Consider the following 21,538-nt stretch of genomic DNA (forward strand, 5'->3'; position numbering starts at 1 on the left):
ATCTATTTTTACAATTGGAAATCAATTTTTCAGGTTTCTGGATTCATTATTGCCTTTTTCTTGATATTATTCATTTGTTTCAATCTTTCCTATATAGGAATGCTTTGGCATAGCATCGGCAAATCGGGTAAAACTACTGGTGAAATCACAGCAAGAACAGAGTTCTCTGCCAATATCCAAAGTGGAACACAAGGAAATACCACAGTGTCGGATAAAATCGAATTTATTTATGTTTTTTCCGTTAATGGAAGAACTTATAGTAATTCCTGTGTTTTAGGACATTCGATCATGAACTCAAGATCTTTATCAAGAATCAGAAACAGCCCGTTGCCCGTTAAAGTAGAGGTTAAATATAATTTATTAAGAAAGCGAGAAAATATACTTTGGCTAATCGACTGATAGTTAATTTACCTTTCTTTAAAGGGAAAATTCCAAATTTTTCTAAGTGTAATTAACTGCTCTTTTTCTGTAACATTATCATCGATTTACATACAATTAACTTTCGGTTTATTTAAATTGTGTTAAAATAACTTTTATTTGCTTTAAATTATTTTAACAGAACATGGATACCAGAAGAGAATTTTTACGTAAATCTTTACTGCTTTCAGGCGCAACAGGGTTGGCAACTGTGATGCCTTCGTCAATTCAAAAAGCCTTTGCTATCGATCCTGCTCCAGGCAGCACCTTTCTTGATGCGGAGCATGTAGTCATTTTGATGCAGGAAAACCGATCGTTCGACCATACCTTTGGCAGTTTACAAGGCGTTCGTGGATTTAATGATCCAAGAGCGGTTAGCCTGCCCGATCAAAAGCCTGTTTGGTTTCAAACTGATGCCACTGGAAAAACCTATGCGCCGTTTCGTTTAAATATTAAAGATACAAAAGTAACCTGGATGGGCTCATTGCCACATTCAAGAGCCAGTCAGGTTGATGCTTATAACCAGGGCAAATACGATCAATGGCTCATCGCCAAAAAATCGGGCAATAAAAGTTACGCCCACATGCCGCTAACATTAGGTCACTACGTACGCGAAGATTTGCCTTTTAACTATGCTCTGGCCGATGCTTTTACCGTTTGCGATCAGAACTTTTGTTCAGGCATGACCAGTACCACCCCAAACAGGTCTTTCTTCTGGACCGGAAAAATTACCCATGAGGAAAATGGAATTTTAAAAGCGAATATCAGAAATGATGATTTTGCTTACGGAAAACATGTTTGGAAAACCTTCCCTGAATTGCTGGAAGAAAACAAAATTGCCTGGAAGTTTTATCAAAATGAAACGAGTTGCGGCGGTGGTTTCAAAGGCGAAGAACGAGCATGGCTGGCCAATTTTGGTTGCAATTTATTGGAGTTTTTTAAAGCTTACAATGTTAAGTTTAAAGATAAATACGTAGAAAACCTTCAAAAGCTGGTTGATACTTTACCGGGAGAGATTAATAAGCTTCAGGAGGAAAGTCCTTCGAGCGATGCTGCTGCGAAGAAAATTCAGAACGACCTTAAAAATAAAATGAAGGCGCTGGATGATGCAACAGCTGATTTAGAAAAGTGGAATGAAAAAAACTTCGCCAAATTAACCGATGAGCAAAAAAGCTTGTTTCATCGTGCTTTTGTAGTGAATAAAAATGATCCGGATTACAGAAGCGTTTCTACAATAAAATATAGTGATAACGGCAAAGAAAGAGAAGTAACCGTTCCCAAAGGTGATGTACTGCACCAGTTTCGGGCAGACGTAAAAAGTGGAAAGTTGCCTACAGTTTCCTGGTTGGCTGGTCCTCAAAATTTTTCCGATCATCCGAGTGCCCCGTGGTACGGTGCATGGCTGGTTTCGGAAGTGATGGATATTTTAACTCAAAATCCTGAAGTGTGGAAGAAAACCATTTTCATTGTTACTTACGATGAAAATGATGGTTACTATGATCACGTTGTGCCATTTTCAATTCCGGATAACAATAAACCCGAAACCGGGAAGGTTTCTAAAGGGATTGAAACCGAAGTGGAGCATGTGCGTTTGGCAAATGAGTTAAAGCAAGGCGTACCGGAGAAAGGCGCAAGAGAAGCGCCAATTGGCTTAGGTTTCAGAGTGCCTATGCTCATTGCTTCTCCATGGAGCCGTGGAGGAAAAGTGAATTCACAGGTTTTTGATCACACCTCTACCCTGCAGTTCCTGGAAGAATTTGTGAACCGCAAATACAATAAAAATATTCGCCTAGAGAACATTAGCGAATGGAGAAGAACCATTTGCGGCAATTTAACTTCTGCCTTTACACCATTTGATTCAGCAGCAGATAAATTACCATTTTTACAGCGTAATGCTTTTGTAGAAACCATTTTCAATGCGAAATTTAAGGAAGAGCCCACAACATCAAGGGCTTTATCTGACAATGAAATAAAAGAGCTAACCAAAACATTGAATTTTTCTTCGGTGATGTCGCAACAGGAAAAAGGCATCCGTAAAGCTTGTGCACTACCTTATCAACTGTCAGGTATAGGGATGCTGCAGAAAGACAAACAGCACTTCGAAATCAAAATGGCTGCGCAAACCAACTTGTTTGGGAAATCTTCTGCTGGTGCGCCTTTTACGGTTTATGCTCCGGCAAAATTTAAAGATGAAAAACTTGAAGAAGTTTGCAGAAACTGGTCGTTCGCAGTAAAAGCGGATGATGAACTCACTTACAGTTGGCCACTTCAATCTTTCGAGAATGGAAAATACCACCTTCGTTTAAATGGACCAAATGGTTTTTACCGGGAGTTTATGGGTACGGCAAACGATCCGCTTTTATCCATTTCAACGGAACATGAGCTCAATCGCTTAACGAAAGCGCCGACAGGAAACATTAAGGTTTTGATTAAAAATAGTGGTGAAAATGCAGTAAACATTCAGTTGAATGATTTGGCATATAAAACCAATGCTGTCCAAAAAAATATAGCTGCAAACAGCGAAGCGGTTCTTATTTTAAATTTGAAACCGAGTTTCGGCTGGTACGATTTTGAGATCACCACTGCCGCCAATAGTTTATTCGCACAAAGGTTTGCTGGCAGAATGGAAACTGGAAAAGAAACTTACACTGATCCACTGATGGGAAGAGTATAGGCGATTTGATTTGCGTTTTGCAATTGATGGCAATAACCTTTGTTATTAAACCTTATTGCAGCGATATCCTTTTTGTTGCAGTCACATTGTACTGTGCTTAAAAAAATGAACAAAAAGATTAAGCGGAAAGAAGGGCGAACAATCATTGCTTGTACTGCCCTTGTTTTACTAACTATTAATGGCCAAATGAAAATGCTTCTTTTCTATTGAAACATACTGATGTAAAAGGCATTGGGGATTAGCTATTTTGCTTGGATATTTGTTTTTCTGCCTAGTAAAAGAATTGTACCTTTGCGGCGTCACTAATAAGTTACTTAATGAGTAATACGAATAGAAAGCAAGATGCGTTGGATTACCACTCGCAAGGTCGTCCGGGAAAGATACAAGTAGTACCTACAAAACCTACAACATCGCAAAGGGATTTAACTTTAGCATACTCTCCTGGAGTTGCAGAGCCCTGTTTAAAAATAGCAAATAACACGGAAGATGTTTACAAATATACGGCTAAGGGCAACCTGGTAGCAGTAATTAGTAACGGAACGGCCGTTTTAGGACTTGGTAATATTGGTCCGGAAGCCGGTAAGCCGGTTATGGAAGGTAAAGGCCTGTTGTTCAAAATATTCTCTGATATTGATGTGTTCGATTTAGAACTGGACACACAAAATGTAGATGATTTCGTGAAAATAGTAAAGGCTTTAGAGCCTACTTTTGGAGGAATTAACCTGGAAGATATTAAAGCGCCTGAGTGTTTCGAAATTGAAAGACGGTTGAAACAGGAGATGAAAATCCCTGTAATGCATGATGACCAGCATGGAACAGCGATTATTTCTGGTGCGGCATTGTTAAATGCTATCGAAATCCAGAAGAAAAAAATTGATAAAATTAAAGTGGTGGTGAGCGGTGCAGGTGCTGCAGCAGTTTCTTGCTCCAAAATGTATTTATCGTTGGGTGTAAGGAAAGAAAATCTGGTAATGTTTGACATTAACGGTCTTATTGATATTCACCGTACCGATTTGGACGAGATTAGAATGGGTTTTGCCACCACCAGAAAAGATATTGGTAATATTGGCCAGGCCATGAAAGATGCAGATGTTTTCATCGGGCTTTCTGCAGCCAATGTAATTACTCCAGAGATGCTTTTGGGCATGGCAAAAAATCCAATTGTGTTTGCAATGGCCAATCCAAATCCAGAGATCGCTTATGATTTAGCCATTAAAACCCGTAAGGACATTATTATGGCTACCGGCCGTTCTGATTATCCGAACCAGGTAAATAATGTATTAGGTTTCCCATATATTTTCCGTGGTGCGCTTGATGTTCGTGCAACAAGCATTAACGAGCCAATGAAAATTGCAGCGGTGAAAGCCATTGCAGAACTGGCGAAAAAATCAGTTCCAGAGGCTGTAAACCTAGCCTACAATGCCCGCAACCTTAAATTTGGTAAGGATTACATTATTCCGAAACCTGTAGATTTCAGGTTGATTACAGAGGTATCTACCGCAGTGGCTAAAGCCGCCATTGAAAGTGGTGTAGCCCGAAAAATTATTACCGATTGGGATGCTTACACAGAAGAATTAAGAAAACGTTTAGGCCTGGATGATGCGATTATGCGTTCCATTACGACCAAAGCGAAATCAGATCCTAAACGTGTGGTGTTTGCAGAAGCTGATAATTACAAAATATTAAAGGCGGCACAAATTGTTCGTGAAGAAAACATTGCCATCCCGATTTTACTGGGTAACCGTGAAAAAATCCAGGCAATTATTGATGAGCATGCATTGGAGTTGGAAGGGGTAGAGATTATCGACCAGATGCAAAATCCTGCGAAAACCAAACAATATGCTGATGCACTTTATAAAAAACGCCAGCGTAAAGGAATTTCCATGAATGATGCTACTAAACTATTGAGAGACCGTAACTACTACGGTGCATCGATGGTTGAATTTGGCGAAGCCGATGCGATGATTTCTGGATTAACCAAAGATTACGGCTCTACCATTAAACCTGCTTTACGTGTAATTGGCGTAGACCCAAGCGTAAAACGTGTGGCAGGTATGTACATGATGATGACCAAAAAAGGTCCGGTTTTCTTTGGAGATACTACGGTAAATGTTGATCCAACGGCCGAGGAACTTGTAGACATCACTTTGTTACTGGATAAATCAGTAAAGCAATTTAACATTAAACCTCGCATTGCTTTATTATCGTATTCGAACTTTGGTTCAAACGATGGTGTTACGCCAAACAAAGTGAGAGAAACGGTAAAAATGCTGCATAAAAACCATCCGGAGGTAATTGTTGATGGTGAAATGCAAGGAAACTTTGCCATCAATAATGAATTACTAAAAGATAATTTCCCATTTAGTAGATTGGCTGATGAACCTGCAAATACGCTGGTTTTCCCTAATCTGGAGTCGGGAAACATCGCTTACAAATTATTACAGGAACTGGGTGGTGCAGAAGCTGTTGGTCCGATTTTGTTAGGCTTAAACAAACCTGTTCATATTGTTCAATTAGGAAGTTCGGTACGGGAGATTGTAAATATGGTTACTATTGCAGTGGTAGATGTTCAGGCCAAAGAAGAAATTGCAGGAACATCAAAACGAAAAGGTATATTTACAAAAACAAACAAGAAATAAATCGCCTGGATTTATTTCAGATCTAAATTCGTCACGTAAAAATTATTAAGTAATGTACGCCTATATCGATGGTAAACTAACATTCAAAAACCCTGCTTATGTAGTGGTTGAAGCCGGTGGTATAGGCTATCACATTAACATTTCATTAAATACTTACAGCGCTTTGGGCGATGCAGAAAGGTGTAAATTGTATACCTGGCTGCATGTTAAAGAAGATGCACACACATTATACGGCTTCGCCGATGAAGGCGAACGCCGTTTATTTTTACACCTCATATCGGTATCAGGAATTGGACCAAATACAGGAAGAATGATTTTATCATCCATCACACCTGTTGAAATTCAAACCGCAATTGTTAAAGCAGATTTACCTCTTATTCAACGCATTAAGGGCTTGGGCGCCAAAACTGCCCAGCGTTTGGTTTTAGAATTACAGGATAAATTAAAAAAAGAAGGCGCAGATTCATTAATTTCTATGCCTCAACACAATACAGTTAAAGATGAAGCGTTATCTGCTTTGGTAATGCTCGGATTTGCCAAACAAACCGCCGAAAAAACTATTGATCAGATTTTAAAAGGAACAGAAGGAACGCTTTCGGTAGAGCAACTAATTAAACAAGCTTTAAAAAATTTATAGATCTTACGGCCTTTGAAGAGAATTTCTACACTCCTATTTCTCATCCTCCCTTTCTTATTTGCTAAAAAAAACGCCTTCTCTCAAGTTGTTCAGAGCAAAACAGATACTGCTACGCTTAAAAATAATTTCAGCTTACGTGAAAAACAAACTTTGGGTTTGGGCTCATCAACCAATCCTTTTTACCCATTGCCATCCAATGTGAAAAGATTAGTGGAGTATGATGCTAAAAACAAACGTTACATTGTTAAAGAACTTATTGGCGACAGGTATGTAACCCAACCACAATACTTAACCATTGATGAATATTCGCGTTTAGTTAACAGCGAAATTAAAAGAGAAAATTGGAGAAGTATTTCCAACGCTGAGGTAAGTGATTACAGAAATACAGGCATCATCCCTAAAATCCAGGTCAACAGCAAGGCTTTTGAAAAACTTTTTGGTGGTACTACCATTGATATTCAACCACGTGGGGAGGCTGAACTGACGTTTTTGGGTCGAGTGAATAAAAACGAAAATCCGCTTTTTAACGAACGTCAACGTGTTCAAACCAACTTCGATTTCAACCAGCGTATACAGATGGATCTGGTTGGAAACATCGGTACGAAATTAAAAATCAAGAGCAATTACAATACCGAAGCCCAGTTCGATTTCGAGAATCAAATTAAGCTGGATTATACCGGTGGTCCGGATGATATTATCAAAAAAATTGAAGCGGGTAACGTAAGTTTACCGCTAAATACCTCTCTCATTACAGGTACACAAGCATTGTTTGGTCTTAAAACCCAGCTACAGTTTGGCAAGTTGAACGTAACGAGTGTTTATACGCAACAAAAATCAGAATCGCGTGAGCTTAGGATTACCAACGGTGCACAGCAAAATGAATTCAGGGTAAGTGCAGACAGTTACGAAGCCAATAAACACTACTTTTTGGCGCAGTACTTTCGCAACAATTACAACAAACATTTAGCAAATGCGCCAATCATTACTTCTCCTATTCAAATTACCAAAATTGAAGTTTGGATTACCAATAAGGCTGGAACCACTACCGATTCGCGTGATGTACTGGGTTTTCTAAACCTTGGAGAAAATCAGCCATTTAATCCCGGTCCAATCACTGGTGGCGGTTCTGCGTTACCTGCCGGAACAACCGCTACAGGTTTCCCTCAGCAATCGAACTCTTTATTAGCCAACTTACCTGCTGATGCGAGATTCACCAATTCAAACGCCATTATTCCTTTTTTCCAGGCAAATGGCGGAACCGATCAATACGCAAAACTAACCTATGCCAGAAAATTAACTGATAGGGAATTTACTTTCCAGCCTCAGCTGGGATATATCTCGTTAAACAACCCTTTAAATGCTGATGAGGTTTTAGCAGTGGCTTACCGTTACACCTATAATGGGGTAGAATATCAGGTGGGAGAATTTTCTACAGATGTAACTTTCGATGCGGCTAACCCAAAAGTTCTTTATGCCAAATTATTAAAGAACGAAACCATGAAAATCAATCTGCCTACCTGGGATTTGATGATGAAAAACATCTATTCTATCGGCGGATATCAAATTAGTCCTTTAAATTTCAAACTGGATATCTTTAGAATTGATAATGAAACTGGTGTTGAAAAACCCATCATGACAGAAGGACAAAACACGGCAAATAAGCAGTGGATCGCCCTGACTGAATTTGATAGGTTAAATCAGCAGAATGAAAAAAAACCAGATGGAATATTCGATTTTGTTGCGGCCAATAACGCTTTTGGATCTTATTTTTCATCCAGTAGCCAAAACCTTAACAGTCCTTTTGGTTCAAATTTATCGAGTACTGGATTGGCATCGCTCACCAACAACACCAATACAGGGTATATCACCATCGATCCTGCAAACGGTCGAATCATTTTCCCTTTGATTGAACCTTTTGGGAATGATTTGGCAGCGAAATTTTTGCCAGGCGAACAGGCGTTGATTGATAAGTACACTTTTACTGCACTTTACGATTCTACCCAAACCATCGCAAGGCAGCTGTTTCAAAATCAAAACCGATACGTTATTAAAGGTAATTATCAATCAGAAATCTCTTCAGAATTTAGCTTAAACGCTATTAATGTGCCTGAAGGTTCTGTAAAGGTTTTTGCCGGTACCATGCCATTAACCGAAGGTGTTGATTTTACGGTAGATTACCAGGGCGGAAGAGTGAGCATCATCAATCAAGCATTACTCACATCTGGTCAGCCCATTAGAATTACCACGGAAAATAACGAGTTATTTGGCCTACAGCAACGATCGCTATTTGGAACGCGACTGGATTACCGCGTAAATAATAAATTAAATTTGGGCGGAACGATCATGAATCTCACCGAGAAACCGCTTACACAAAAAGTCAACCTTGGTGAAGAACCCATTTCTAATACAATATGGGGCGCAGATATTAACTATAGTTCGCCATCGAGGTTTTTAACTAAATTGGTTGATAAACTGCCTTTCATTTCTACCAAAGCGCCATCGAGTGTTACATTCTACGGTGAGTATGCTCAACTTATTCCCGGACATCCAAGGGCATTAAATTTTGCCGGAAGTAGAAGCGGTGTAAGTTATCTGGATGATTTCGAGGCTTCAAGATCAATTATCGATTTAAAAAGTGCTATTTCATGGCAACTTTCAGGAACCCCTCAGGATTTTCCTGAGTCGCAGTTGGTCGATAATTTAGCCTACGGATATAACCGGGCAAGGATCGCATTTTATAATATCGACCCAACTTTTTACAATTCAGCCGCGTCTACCACGCCTGCAAATATCAGGAATAACAGAAATGAGCTTTCTAATCACTATGTGAGGGAAGTAATTGAACAGGAAGTTTTTCCTTTTAAAGAAACGGCAACTGGCCAGGCATTAAATATCACTACACTGGATGTGGCCTACTATCCAACCGTTCGTGGTCCTTACAACTATGTCACTACCGGCTTCCAGCCTGATGGTAAATTCATCGCACCAAGAACCAAATGGGGCGGCTTTCAACGTAAAATAGAAACGAACGATTTTGAAGCTTTAAACGTTGGGTTTATCGAATTTTGGGTATTGGATCCATTTATCTACAACAAATCAAATACCGCCGGTGGAGATCTTTATTTCAACCTGGGTAACATTTCAGAAGATATTTTAAAAGATGGAAGAAAATCATTAGAAAATGGTTTGCCTGCCGGAGAAGATCCTTCAAAATATGATGAAACCAACTGGGGAAGAGTTCCTAAACTGCAACCGGTAATTCAAGCGTTTGATAATGATCCTGCTGCCCGTAGAGCACAGGATGTTGGTTTGGACGGTTTATCGGATGCCAATGAAAAAACAAAATTCGCGTCAGCCATTAACCAGATTAAAGCACAGTTAAACGGAACTGCAGCTGCCGCAATTGACGCCGATCCGTCATCTGATAACTATGCTTATTTCCGTGGACCTCAGCTTGATGCCATCAACGCAGGTATTTTAAAACGTTACGAGAAGTATAACGGACCCGAAGGAAATTCTAAAACATCACAACAATCGCAGGAAGAACTCGGAATTGAAAACTCAGCTTCGACAGCATTACCTGATGGAGAAGACATCAACCGCGATAACAACATGACGCAAAGCGATGAATATTTTCAGTACAAAGTTTCGATGCGCCAAAATGATTTGGTTGTCGGACAAAACTTTGTTACTGATAAGGTAACTTCGCAAGTTAAATTGGCTAATGGCAATACGCAGCCTGCCACCTGGTATCAGTTCCGTGTGCCGATTTCACAATATGAAAAGAAAGTAGGGAATATACAGGATTTTAAATCCATTCGTTTCTTCAGGCTTTTTATGACGAATTTTGCCGATACGACCATTTTACGTTTTGCAAAATTACAGTTGATCCGCGGCGAATGGAGAGAGTTCAATGCAAAAAATGAAGCTGATCAGGTAATTGTTGATCCTGCTCTGCCTGCACTAACACCAGATAATTCTACGGTTCAGGTTTCAACTGTAAATATAGAAGAAAATGGTAAGCGTTCTCCGATTCCTTATGTTACTCCTCCGGGAATTCTTCGCGAAAGAGATTACAGCAATTACCGTGGCGATACCAGGTTAAATGAGCAATCACTTTCAGTAACGGTAAAAAGTTTACGTGATGGTTATGGACGCTCGGCTTTTAAAACCGCATATAGCGATTTCAGATCATACAAGCGTTTAGAAATGTTTGTTCATGCGGAAGCCGTAAACAACCAGTTATTAAATGATAGAGATGTTTCTGCCTTTTTAAGGATTGGTACGGATAATATCGACAACTACTATGAGTATGTAATGCCTTTAAAAATTACGCCTCCTGGAACAAGTGATCCGGATGCCATTTGGCCGGAAGCCAATAGAATGGATATCGATTTAACTTTGTTTCAGAATGCTAAACTTGCTCGTAATGTTGCCAAACAAAGTAACGGGCAACCATGGCCAATCAATGTTCCTTTTACCTACACAGATGGCGACAGAACCATTGTAGTAAAAGGTCAGCCAGATATGAGTAAGGTTAGGGTATATATGCTCGGCGTTAAAAATCCCCTTCGTGGTTTAAACAATGCTGAAAGCGATGACGGGCTGGATAAAGATGCGCTGATTTGGTTTAACGAGTTGAGGTTAACAGAATTTGATGAACGTGGAGGTTGGGCAGCAACAGCACGTTTAAACCTAAAATTAGCTGATTTTGCTGATGTTAACATTTCTGGAAGTAAATCAACCATTGGTTTTGGTACCATCGATTCAAAAGTAAGTGAGCGTAACCGGGCGGATAATGTTTTATTGGATGTTTCTTCTGCTGTTGAATTGGGTAAGTTCCTGCCTCAGAAATCTGGTGTTAAAATTCCGATGTTCGTGAATTACTCGAAACAGGTTTCTACGCCTCAATTCAATCCGCGTACACCAGATATCGAACTTAAAAATGCGCTTGATCAATCAACAAGAGAACAAAAAGATTCAATTTTAAACTTTGCTCAAGACTATACAATTCGTAGGGGAATTAACTTTACCAACGTACGTAAAGAGCGTACCAATAACAGCAAACCGGTTCGTTTATGGGATATTGAAAACTTTGCTGTGAGTTATGCTTTCACCGAATATAATCACCGCGATTTTATCAATCAAAGCAGCATTCAGAATACTTACAGAGGTTCATTGCAATATAGTTATTCTAAAGAGGCAAAAACGTATGCACCTTTTGAGAAAATTATCAAATCAAATACGTTAGCACTTTTAAAAGATTTTAATTTCAGTATTTTTCCAAGTGCCATTAATTTTAGAATTGATGTAGACCGATTGTATTCTGAAAACACGTTACGGAATAATGATCCGAACAACACCATTCCGATTTATCAGAATGGCTTCGGAACAACTTTTAACAAGAACTTCAGAATGAGCAGAATTTACGGCATCGCCTGGAATCTTACCCGCTCCTTACAACTTGATTTTAATGCAACCAACTACTCGATTATTGATGAACCAGATGGCAGAATTGAAGGTTTAAAACGCGATACAGTTTGGCAAAACCTAAAACGCCTTGGCCGTACCACTGATTATAATCACAATTTAAATGTGACCTATAATTTGCCCATTGATAAAATCCCTGGATTTAACTGGGTAGTTGTAAAAACGCGTTACGGAACCAATTTCAACTGGCAAACTGAACCACTTTCTACATTATTAGATCCGAATATAAATTTAGGAAACACCATTCAGAACAGCAGGAATTTACAGATTAATCCTAGTTTAAACCTGGTAACGCTGTATAACAAATTTGGCTTTATCAGAAATGCCGCCAACAACGAAGAAGGCTCAAAAGTTAAAAATTTCTTCATTAATCTGTTAACCAGTGTTAAAAATGTGAACGCCAATTATGTTCAAACCAAGGGTATATTTTTGCCGGGTTATCTGCCTACAACAAAATATTTCGGTATTGATAATGCTACTGGCGCACCAGGTTTAGGTTTCGCTTTCGGTAGCCAGCGAGACATTAGAGACATGGCTTTAAACAATGGCTGGCTTACTACTGATACCTTACAGAATCAACTTTATGTTAATACGTTAAGAGAAGATTTACAGTTTACCGGACAAATTGAACCGTTTAAAGATTTAAGGATAACGCTTAGAGCCAATAAAGCGCAAACCCGAAACTTCTCTACCAACTTTAGGTATGAGGCAAGTGTGGGTTCCTTTGAGAATTTGAGTGCAATTACTACTGGCGATTATAGCGTATCTTACATCGCCCTTGGTACAGCTTTTAAAGAAAAAAACTCAAGCATCATTTCTACTTTGTTCAATCAATTTATGGCCAACAGGATTATTGTGTCCAGAAGATTGGGCGCACAAAATCCAAATTCGGGGGGGCAGAATAGCGGTTACGCCGATGGTTATAGCAAAGAAAGTCAGGATGTAATTATTTCAGCTTTTATGGCTGCTTATACAGGTAAAGATGCAAGCAAAACTAAACTAAATGCTTTTCCTCGTATTCCTTTGCCTAACTGGAGTTTAACATATAACGGCTTAACAAGAATCCCTTTTATTGCCGATAAGTTTTCTTCGGTTGATGTTCGTCATGGCTACCGTTCTGCATATAATATCAATGGATTTAACTCTTTGCTGAGGTACCAGGAAAGTAACGGCTTCTCGGTTAACCGCGATGCCAATAACAACTTCCTGCCTGAATATCAATTTGCACAGGTAACCATCTCTGAATATTTCTCACCTTTAATTGGCGTAGATACCAGATTTAAAAATAACCTGAGCGCTACATTTGAATTAAACAGATCGAGGTTATTAGGATTAAGCTTAGCAAATAGTCAGCTGGCACAGTTATCCGAGAACAATATGGTTTTAGGCTTGGGTTACAGGACGAATAAATTCCGTTTTCCATTTGGATGGTTTAAAAGTCTAAAAATGGATAACAATATGGATTTTAAGCTTGATGTAGCCATTCGAGATAATAAAACGGTAATTTACCGGGCTGATATAACAGAAGCAGAAATTTCATCAGGAGCGAAAAACATCACCTTAAGGCCAAGTGTTGATTATGTTTTGAACCAGAAATTTAACATTAAATTATTTTACGATTCAAATATTACCAAGCCTTATACCTCGCAAACATTTAATACCGCATTTAGTAATTTTGGTTTCAGTTTAAGGTTTACATTGAATTAAAAACAGAGTGTAGAGAATGAAAGAATAACATTTCAACATTCCAACATAATAGCTAACTTTGGCAAACTAATTTAAGACAAATGAATTTTCCATCAGAATTAAAATACACTAAAGACCACGAGTGGGTTAAGGTTGAAGGTAACGAAGCTTTTATCGGCATAACTGATTTCGCACAACGCGAATTAGGTGATATCGTTTATGTTGATATTAACAGCGTTGGCTCTGAAGTGGCTAAAGAAGAGGTTTTCGGAACAGTAGAAGCTGTGAAAACGGTTTCAGATTTATATATGCCGGTAACTGGTACAGTATTGGAAATTAACGCTGAATTAAATGACAACCCGGAGTTAGTGAATTCTGATCCATATGGTAAAGGCTGGATGGTTAAAGTTTCATTATCTGATTTAGCTGAAGTTGAAGAATTATTAACCGCAGATGCTTACCAAGCTTTAGTAGGCGCCTAATTTTAAATATTTTGTATAAAGCACTAAAACAACAAAAATGGGCCATCTTCTGGACAATTGTTGTTTTGGTGCTTTGTAATATCGAAATGCCTGCAACAGAGGGCGAAGGTTTTTTCTTCACAGGTTTCGATAAAATGACCCACCTCGGGTTTTTCTTTGTATTGTCGGTATTATTGTTCTACGGAAAAATTAAATATCAAAATAATTACGGTTTCCGAACGTTAACCATTTTTAAGATCATCCTCATTAATATTGCTATTGGAGGTGGTATTGAATTATTGCAATGGAAAGTTTTTACCTATCGCTCAGCAGAATGGTGGGATTTCGGTTGCGACATGTTGGGCTGCCTAATGGCTGTATTCAGCTACATTTTACTTCACAAACTCAATTTCGATGAGAAAAATAGTTAGTTCAGTTTTGATTTTGATAACGCTAAGTTTAAGTAGCTGCAGTATTTTTAAAAAAAACTGTAACTGCCCAAAAGTTTATTACAAAAGTTATCCTGCTCAACAAAAATAATTACCGTTAACGCTCAACCTGCAGCTTGCTCCCATAGGCTGTATTTAAAATGTTACTTATCATTTAACACATCTTAACCAAACCTTTTAAACTTAGCTTAGTCTGATAGCTTAGTTTTACATTCATATATCCAATTTTTTCTAATGAAGAATAACGTTCAGAGGGCAATTTTCATTGTTCTCCTATTTTGCGGTTACGTCGCCCAAGCTCAAAATACCGGCGCAATTACGGGTAAGGTAATCAGTGCTAAAGATAAAAAACCTGTTGATTTTGCAACCATCGCAGTAAGAAACCTGAAGGATTCTGCAGTAGTAGCATCTGGTCAAACCAACCCCGACGGAACATTTAGTTTCAAAGCTATTGCTCCCGGTAAATATCGCATCTACGCGGCGTTTCTAGGTTTAAAAACAGCAACAAAGGATGTTGAAGTGGCAAAAGCATCGGTGAATGCCGGCGAAATCCCAATGGCTGATGATGGTGTGGATCTGAACGATGTGAATGTGACGGCCAGCATTCCTGTAGTGGTAAAAAAAGACACTTTAGAGTTTGATGCAAAATCAATCAAAGTTCGTGAAAACGCAGTGGTTGAAGATGTATTGAAAAAACTGCCAGGTGTAGAAGTAGCCAAAGATGGCAGCATTAAAGCTCAGGGCGAAACCGTAACACGGGTTAAGGTTGATGGAAAGGAATTTTTTGGCAGCGACCCATTGTTGGCTACTAAAAATCTACCGGCAGATATGGTGGACAAAATTCAGGTAATTGATGAAATGTCTGAACAATCGCAATTTTCGGGCGTTGACGACGGTACCAGAAATAAAATCCTGAACATCACCACAAAAGCCGGAATGAAAAAAGGTTATTTTGGAAATAGTACCGTAGGTTATGGAACGCAAGATCGATATGATGCAAGTATCAATGTTAACAAGTTTGATAACGACCAGCAATTCAGTGTGATTGGACAATTTAATAACGTTAACAAACAAAGCTTTGGGCAAGGTAATGGCGTTGGAAATGGTTTTGGCGGCGGTGGTCGTGGCAACTTTGGCGGTGGTGGAAGCGGTGCCGGTAGCGGTGGCATTACAACCACTAACGCGGGTGGTTTAAACTTTGCCGATACCTATAAAGATGGTACCCAAATTCAGGGAAGTTATTTCTTCAACAAATCGGATGTTTCTAACCAGCAAACCAGTTTTACCCAAAACTTATTAGGAAATTCGATTACAACGGTAAATAACATAGCGGATAATAATACCGACCGTATGAATCATCGATTTAACTTTATGATCGATACCAAATTAGATTCTTCCACTACGATCAAATTACAGCCTAATGTTTCTTTTACTGAATCCGACGCCACAAATTTAAGTTCTTATAACAGGAATTTGATTGCATCTTCTACCGTAGGTGATCAGCGCTACATCAGTAATTCAACCACACCAAACATTTCAAATAACTTGTTATTACGTAAAAAATTTAAAAGACGTGGAAGAACGCTTTCATTGAACGTAAATACAAGTATTAACAATAATGATGCAGATACTTACAATTACATTTCTGAAAGCAATACGGTAAACAACGTTACTACACCATCACTTATTGATCAATTGAACAAGGTCAATACCAATTCAATTAACAATACATCGAGAGTGGTTTATACCGAACCACTTTCTAAAACTACCAGTTTAGAATTTAACTATCAAAATGGCTATGCGCATGATAACCAAGGTCGCCAGGTTTTAGATTTTAATTCTTCAAGCGGACAATACGATTTGGTTAATGTTGATTACACCAACATCTATGAAAACCAAACGCTAACTAATGCTGCAGGATTAAGTTACACCACCAACGAAAAAAAATATAACTGGAATATCGGGTTAGCCGCACAACAAACCAACCGTGTAAATACTAATGTTACAACAGGTTTAGTCAGAACGCAGAACTTCATTAACTTAACTCCTTCAGCAAATTTCAGATATAATTTTAGCAATGCCAGAAGGTTAAATGTTCGATACAGAGGAAACACACAGCAACCATCGATCAGTCAAATTCAACCTATTCCAGATAATACAAACACACAAAGCGTTTTTGTTGGTAACCCAGGGTTAAAACCGGCTTTTAATAATAATCTGACGATTAACTATAACAATTTCGATTTTGCAAAAAGCAGAATGTTCTTTGCTTTTATTAATCTGAGCCAAACATTTAATGCAATTGGTAACAGCAGTCAGTTAGTTACCGATCAAAATGATGTAGATTTCGGTAAAATCAGAACTACCTACGTAAACGTTGATGGCGTTTATTCAGGTAATGGAAGTGTAAATGTTGGTTTGCCACTTTTACCAGAGCGAAAACTGAACTTAAATGCATCTTTAAATGCAACATATAACAGAAATGTGAATTTCACAACAGCCAACAACAATCCGGCTGATTTGGTAAGAAACGTAACCAATACCTATGCTTTAACAAACCGTTATAATTTTGTAACCAACTTTGATAAATTCGATTTAACAGGTGGTATTTCAGGAACATATAACCGTGCTACCTATTCGGCCAATCCAGCTCAAACTACAAACTTCTACACGTTAAATCCAAGCTTTGATATCAGTTATCTTTTCCCTGGAAATATACGTTTAGCAGTAGATTTAGATTACATTAAAAATACTGGTAGAGGAGAAGGTTACAATACTGAATTCACTTTGGTAAATTCTTACATCAGCCGTCAGTTTTTTAAAAACAGGGGAACGTTCAAAATTGCGGTTAATGATGCTTTTAACCAAAATCAAGGAATTAGTAGAACAGCAACCAATAATACCATTACCGATTTAAATTACAATGTTTTAAAGAGATACTATATGTTCTCATTCACCTATTCATTAACACGCATTGGCGGAAGAAACATGAGTGGCGATGTACAGATGCCAAACCAGGGTGGTAGCGGTGGAATGCGCATGAGAATGTAATCTTCCAATCTAATTTCAAGTCCCGATTTTCATCGGGACTTTTTTATTTAAGAAGCTTATAACCGTCAAACTGACAGTTATGTATTTCAATTGTTACCTAAGCAAAAATAAACCTTTAAAGTGGGGAGTAGTCTTTATTTTAGAACCAGAAAACTAACCAAATGAAACAACTCTTTACCTTAACTTTAATTGTATGGTCATGTCTGGCGTACGCTCAAAATAGTGGATCGGTGGCTGGAAGAGTGCTTCAATCAAAAGATAGAAAGCCAATAGATTATGCATCAATAGCGGTAAAAAATCTTGCTGATTCTAGCATGGTGGGTGCAGTAAGTACCACTGAAGATGGTAAGTTTATTCTAAAAGGATTAAAACCAGGCAATTATCGGCTTTATGCTGCCTTTCTTGGTTTAAAAAATACAACCAAAGATTTTGTAATCACAGCCGATCGACCAGTAGCCAGCATTGGTGATATCATTTTAGAAGGCGGTTCGATTGACCTACAAACCGTTGAGATCAAAGCAGAAATTCCACCCATAGTAGTTAAAAAAGATACTTTGGAATTCAATGCCAGTTCATTCAAGGTGGTGGAAAATGCAGTTGTGGAAGATTTATTAAAAAAGCTTCCGGGGGTGGAAGTTGATAAAGCTGGAACGGTGAAAGCTCAGGGCGAAACCATTACTAAAGTACGGGTTGATGGAAAAGAGTTTTTTGGTAATGATCCATTACTGGCAACAAAAAACCTTCCGGCAGATATGATTGATAAAATTCAGATTATTGATGAGCTCTCCGATCAGGCACAATTTACAGGGATTGATGATGGAACCAGGACAAAGATTATCAACATCACTACCAGAAAAGATAAGAAAAATGGATATTTCGGTAACACTACAGCAGGTTATGGTTCAGATGATCGTTATGATGTTAACGCAAACATCAATCACTTTAATCAGGATAGAAAATTAAGCGTTATAGCGCAATTTAATAACGTAAACAAACAAAATTTTGGTGGCGGTTTAGGCGGAGGTAACGGTGGCGGCAACGGCGGTCGCGGAGGGATTACAGATACGAAGGCTGCCGGATTTAATTTCAACGATACCTATGCCGATCAAACCGAGTTTAGCGTAAACTACTTTGTGAATAAATCAGAAAACTTAATTCTCCGAAACAGTGTTACCCAAAACTTTTTAGGTGATGTAACCACCATTTTTAATAACAATCAAACCAACAACTCAGAGCGTTTAAATCACCGCTTAGGCTTTATGGTTGATACCAAAATAGATTCGTTAACCTCATTACGCATTCAGCCCAATTTGAGCTATACCAATAATGAGGGCAACAATTTTAGTCAGTATACCAGAGACTACAACACCTACCGCATTAACGGTTCTCAAGCTTTAACCAACCATGGCACCTCACCATCCTTGAGTAATAACATTTTACTTCGCAAAAAATTCATGCGCCGCGGTCGTACCTTGTCATTGAATTTAAACACAAACATCAATAACAACGACGCCGAAAATTACAATAATAATCCCGAAACCAGGATTGAGGGTAATACCACGACCGAAAAACTCACCAACCAGTTAAACGACCAGGAAAGTGAGTCAATTAATCATAATACCAGGTTAGTTTATACCGAGCCTTTAAGTAATACACTTAGTTTTGAATTGAATTATCAGAATGGATATAACCACAATACCTCTGATCGTTTTACTTATAATTTTAATCCGGCAACATTGCAGTATGATTTGCTCGATCAAACCTTCAGCAATTCGTATGAAAATACCATTCTCACTAACACTGCAGGATTCAGCATCAATAAATCAGCTAAAAAATATAACTGGAACGCAGGCATGGCGGTCCAGAATACCGACAGAACCAATAACAATATCAGCCGGAGATTCATTTTAAAACAAAATGTATTTAATTACACGCCATCGGCCATGTTCAGGTACAATTTCAGCAACAGTAAAAGATTAGTTTTTAATTATCGTGGTAGAACAAACCAACCAACTATTCAGCAATTGCAGCCTATTCCGAATAATACCAATACCCAAAGTATTCCCATGGGAAACCCCGATCTAAAACCTGAATTTGATAATACGCTAAGGGTAGCCTACAATACTTTTACCGTTGGCAAAAACCGGTCACTTTTTGTGAATTTAAACCTTACTCAAACTTCAAATAAAATAGCCAATAGCAGCAGCTTGATTCAAAGCGGGCCAGACCAGGGTAAATTGGCCATTACCCCGGTGAATGTAAACGGCGTTTATGCAGGAAGCGTTTCATCATCTTTGAGCCTACCATTAATGGCGGATAATAAACTTAATTTTCATATCAATGTTTCCGGAAATTATGATCGCGATGTGAATTTCACCAATTCACTAAGAAACATCACCAACAGCTGGTCAGTCACTAATGGCTATCGCCTCGTTTCGAACCTGGACAAACTGGATTTAACGGCCGGTGTGAATGGTTCCATTAATCGGGCAACATATTCTGTTCAGCCAAATTCTAATACCCGGTTTTATACTTTTAGCCCCAATATCAGTGTAAGTTATCTCTTCCCTGGCGATATTCGTTGGTCTGTAGATGCAGATTATAATCAAAACACGGGCCGTGGTGAAGCTTTTGATACTCACTTTACCTTAATCAACTCATACCTCAGTAAACAGTTTTTCAAAAACAGAGGCACACTTAAAGCCGCTGTTAACGATTTGCTTAACGAAAATCAAGGGATTAGCCGAACGGCAAATAATAATACCATACAGGATGTAAGTTATAACGTACTTCAACGTTATTTCATGTTTTCTTTTACCTATTCACTAAACAGAATGGGTGGCAAAAATAGAATAAGAGGCAATGAAGACGGCGAAAGACGACGAGGAGGGAACGGTGGTGGCTTTGGTGGTGGCCGTCAAAGAAATTAAATCATCGTTTAGTAAAAGCTTGTTTCTATCAGGAATGTTAGCGCTTGTTATTTGGAATAAATCTAAAGAAAGGGTAACTTGCGCCTAAATTATAGGAAACCGCAAAGGTTTTAAATTTCATCAATTGCATTCCTTTTTTGAAATTCAACTTTGTGGTAGCCAGCTGACATCGAAAGAAAATATACATATGAAACTTTCCAATCTCAAGGTGGGAGAAAAGGGCACAATCATATCTTTTACAGATCTTGATCTTTCAGTAAAACTGATGGAGATGGGTTGCTTGCCAGGTGAAGTGGTGGAAGTTGAACGTTTTGCGCCACTCGGTGATCCGATGGCTATTCGTGTTGCTGGTTATCAGCTTTGCTTGCGTAAAAGTGAGGCTGATGTTATTATCATTCAATAAATAGGCAGGTTTGGATATTAAAGTTGCGTTAGTTGGTAATCCCAATACAGGAAAATCTACACTTTTTAACCGTTTAACCGGGTTAAACCAAAAGATAGGAAACTTTCCAGGTATCACGGTAGATAAGAAAACAGGTTTCATGAAAATGATTGATGGCAAACAAGCCGAAATCATTGACCTTCCGGGCACTTATAGTTTGTACCCGAAAAGTAGCGATGAAAGTATTGTTTTCCAGGTATTGGCCGATCAAAAAAACAGCGCACATCCTGATGTGATTGTACTCATTGCAGATGCTTCAAACCTAAAGCGAAACATGCTTTTGTATTCGCAGGTGGCAGATTTAGGGATTCCGATGATATTGGCCTTGAATATGATTGATTTGGCTGAAAAGCAAGGTATTGAAGTCAATGTAGACAAGCTCGCTCAAAAACTGGGCATTCAGGTTGTTTCTATATCTGCAAGAAATAACATCGGTATTGATCGCTTAAAACAGGCAATCGCCAATACCACTAAAATAGCAACACAGTTGCAGGATGTTGATGTAAATAGCTTAGCGCCAGAAGCAATCAATGCTATTAAGTCGAAATTAAATTCAGATAACGATTATTATGCTTTGCAGGTTTTGCACCAGCACGAGTATTTAAATTTCTTTTCTAATCAGGAGCAGGAAGAAATTGAGCAGATTGAACAAGTGTGTACGT

11 protein-coding genes are annotated in these 21,538 nt (G+C 38.5%); all 11 read left to right on the plus strand.

Annotation, left to right across the window (positions count from 1 at the left end; all coding sequences use genetic code 11):
• Window positions 1-99: 99 nt before the first annotated feature.
• Window positions 100-399, plus strand: a complete 300-nt coding sequence (locus ON09_RS06405; protein WP_157258862.1) for a hypothetical protein — start codon at window positions 100-102, stop codon at window positions 397-399.
• A 163-nt stretch (window positions 400-562) separates the two neighbouring features.
• A complete protein-coding gene (locus ON09_RS06410; RefSeq protein ID WP_010600231.1) occupies window positions 563-3,091 on the plus strand; it encodes a phosphocholine-specific phospholipase C in 2,529 nt (842 codons plus the stop codon).
• A 317-nt stretch (window positions 3,092-3,408) separates the two neighbouring features.
• Window positions 3,409-5,730 carry an NADP-dependent malic enzyme gene (locus ON09_RS06415; RefSeq protein ID WP_010600232.1) on the plus strand — a complete coding sequence of 774 codons (2,322 nt, stop codon included), beginning with the start codon at window positions 3,409-3,411 and terminating at the stop codon, window positions 5,728-5,730.
• 52 nt (window positions 5,731-5,782) lie between these two features.
• Window positions 5,783-6,367, plus strand: a complete 585-nt coding sequence (gene ruvA, locus ON09_RS06420; protein ID WP_010600233.1) for a Holliday junction branch migration protein RuvA — start codon at window positions 5,783-5,785, stop codon at window positions 6,365-6,367.
• Between the two features lie 12 nt (window positions 6,368-6,379).
• Window positions 6,380-13,564, plus strand: coding sequence for a T9SS outer membrane translocon Sov/SprA (sov, locus tag ON09_RS06425; RefSeq protein ID WP_010600234.1), 7,185 nt, complete (start codon window positions 6,380-6,382; stop codon window positions 13,562-13,564).
• An 80-nt stretch (window positions 13,565-13,644) separates the two neighbouring features.
• Window positions 13,645-14,025 carry a glycine cleavage system protein GcvH gene (gene gcvH / locus ON09_RS06430; protein WP_010600235.1) on the plus strand — a complete coding sequence of 127 codons (381 nt, stop codon included), beginning with the start codon at window positions 13,645-13,647 and terminating at the stop codon, window positions 14,023-14,025.
• An 11-nt stretch (window positions 14,026-14,036) separates the two neighbouring features.
• Window positions 14,037-14,435, plus strand: a complete 399-nt coding sequence (locus ON09_RS06435) for a VanZ family protein (protein ID WP_010600236.1) — start codon at window positions 14,037-14,039, stop codon at window positions 14,433-14,435.
• 252 nt (window positions 14,436-14,687) lie between these two features.
• The gene (locus ON09_RS06440) at window positions 14,688-17,504 is read left to right on the plus strand and encodes an outer membrane beta-barrel protein (RefSeq protein ID WP_010600237.1); all 2,817 of its coding nucleotides are present in this window, start codon (window positions 14,688-14,690) and stop codon (window positions 17,502-17,504) included.
• Window positions 17,505-17,665: 161 nt separating this feature from the next.
• The gene (locus ON09_RS06445; protein WP_010600238.1) at window positions 17,666-20,434 is read left to right on the plus strand and encodes an outer membrane beta-barrel family protein; all 2,769 of its coding nucleotides are present in this window, start codon (window positions 17,666-17,668) and stop codon (window positions 20,432-20,434) included.
• Between the two features lie 187 nt (window positions 20,435-20,621).
• Window positions 20,622-20,837, plus strand: a complete 216-nt coding sequence (locus ON09_RS06450; RefSeq protein WP_010600239.1) for a FeoA family protein — start codon at window positions 20,622-20,624, stop codon at window positions 20,835-20,837.
• A 10-nt stretch (window positions 20,838-20,847) separates the two neighbouring features.
• A partial coding sequence (locus tag ON09_RS06455) for a FeoB small GTPase domain-containing protein (RefSeq protein ID WP_010600240.1) occupies window positions 20,848-21,538 on the plus strand: 691 nt, incomplete at its 3' end.

It is taken from the genome of Pedobacter agri PB92, assembly GCF_000258495.1.
Classification (GTDB): domain Bacteria; phylum Bacteroidota; class Bacteroidia; order Sphingobacteriales; family Sphingobacteriaceae; genus Pedobacter; species Pedobacter agri.

Coding starts and splice junctions, on each gene's coding strand:
- ON09_RS06405 (WP_157258862.1), top strand. CDS start 100: ATGCTTTGGCATAGCATCGGCAAATCGGGTAAAACTACTGGTGAAATC.
- ON09_RS06410 (WP_010600231.1), top strand. CDS start 563: ATGGATACCAGAAGAGAATTTTTACGTAAATCTTTACTGCTTTCAGGC.
- ON09_RS06415 (WP_010600232.1), top strand. CDS start 3,409: ATGAGTAATACGAATAGAAAGCAAGATGCGTTGGATTACCACTCGCAA.
- ruvA (WP_010600233.1), top strand. CDS start 5,783: ATGTACGCCTATATCGATGGTAAACTAACATTCAAAAACCCTGCTTAT.
- gcvH (WP_010600235.1), top strand. CDS start 13,645: ATGAATTTTCCATCAGAATTAAAATACACTAAAGACCACGAGTGGGTT.
- ON09_RS06440 (WP_010600237.1), top strand. CDS start 14,688: ATGAAGAATAACGTTCAGAGGGCAATTTTCATTGTTCTCCTATTTTGC.
- ON09_RS06445 (WP_010600238.1), top strand. CDS start 17,666: ATGAAACAACTCTTTACCTTAACTTTAATTGTATGGTCATGTCTGGCG.
- ON09_RS06450 (WP_010600239.1), top strand. CDS start 20,622: ATGAAACTTTCCAATCTCAAGGTGGGAGAAAAGGGCACAATCATATCT.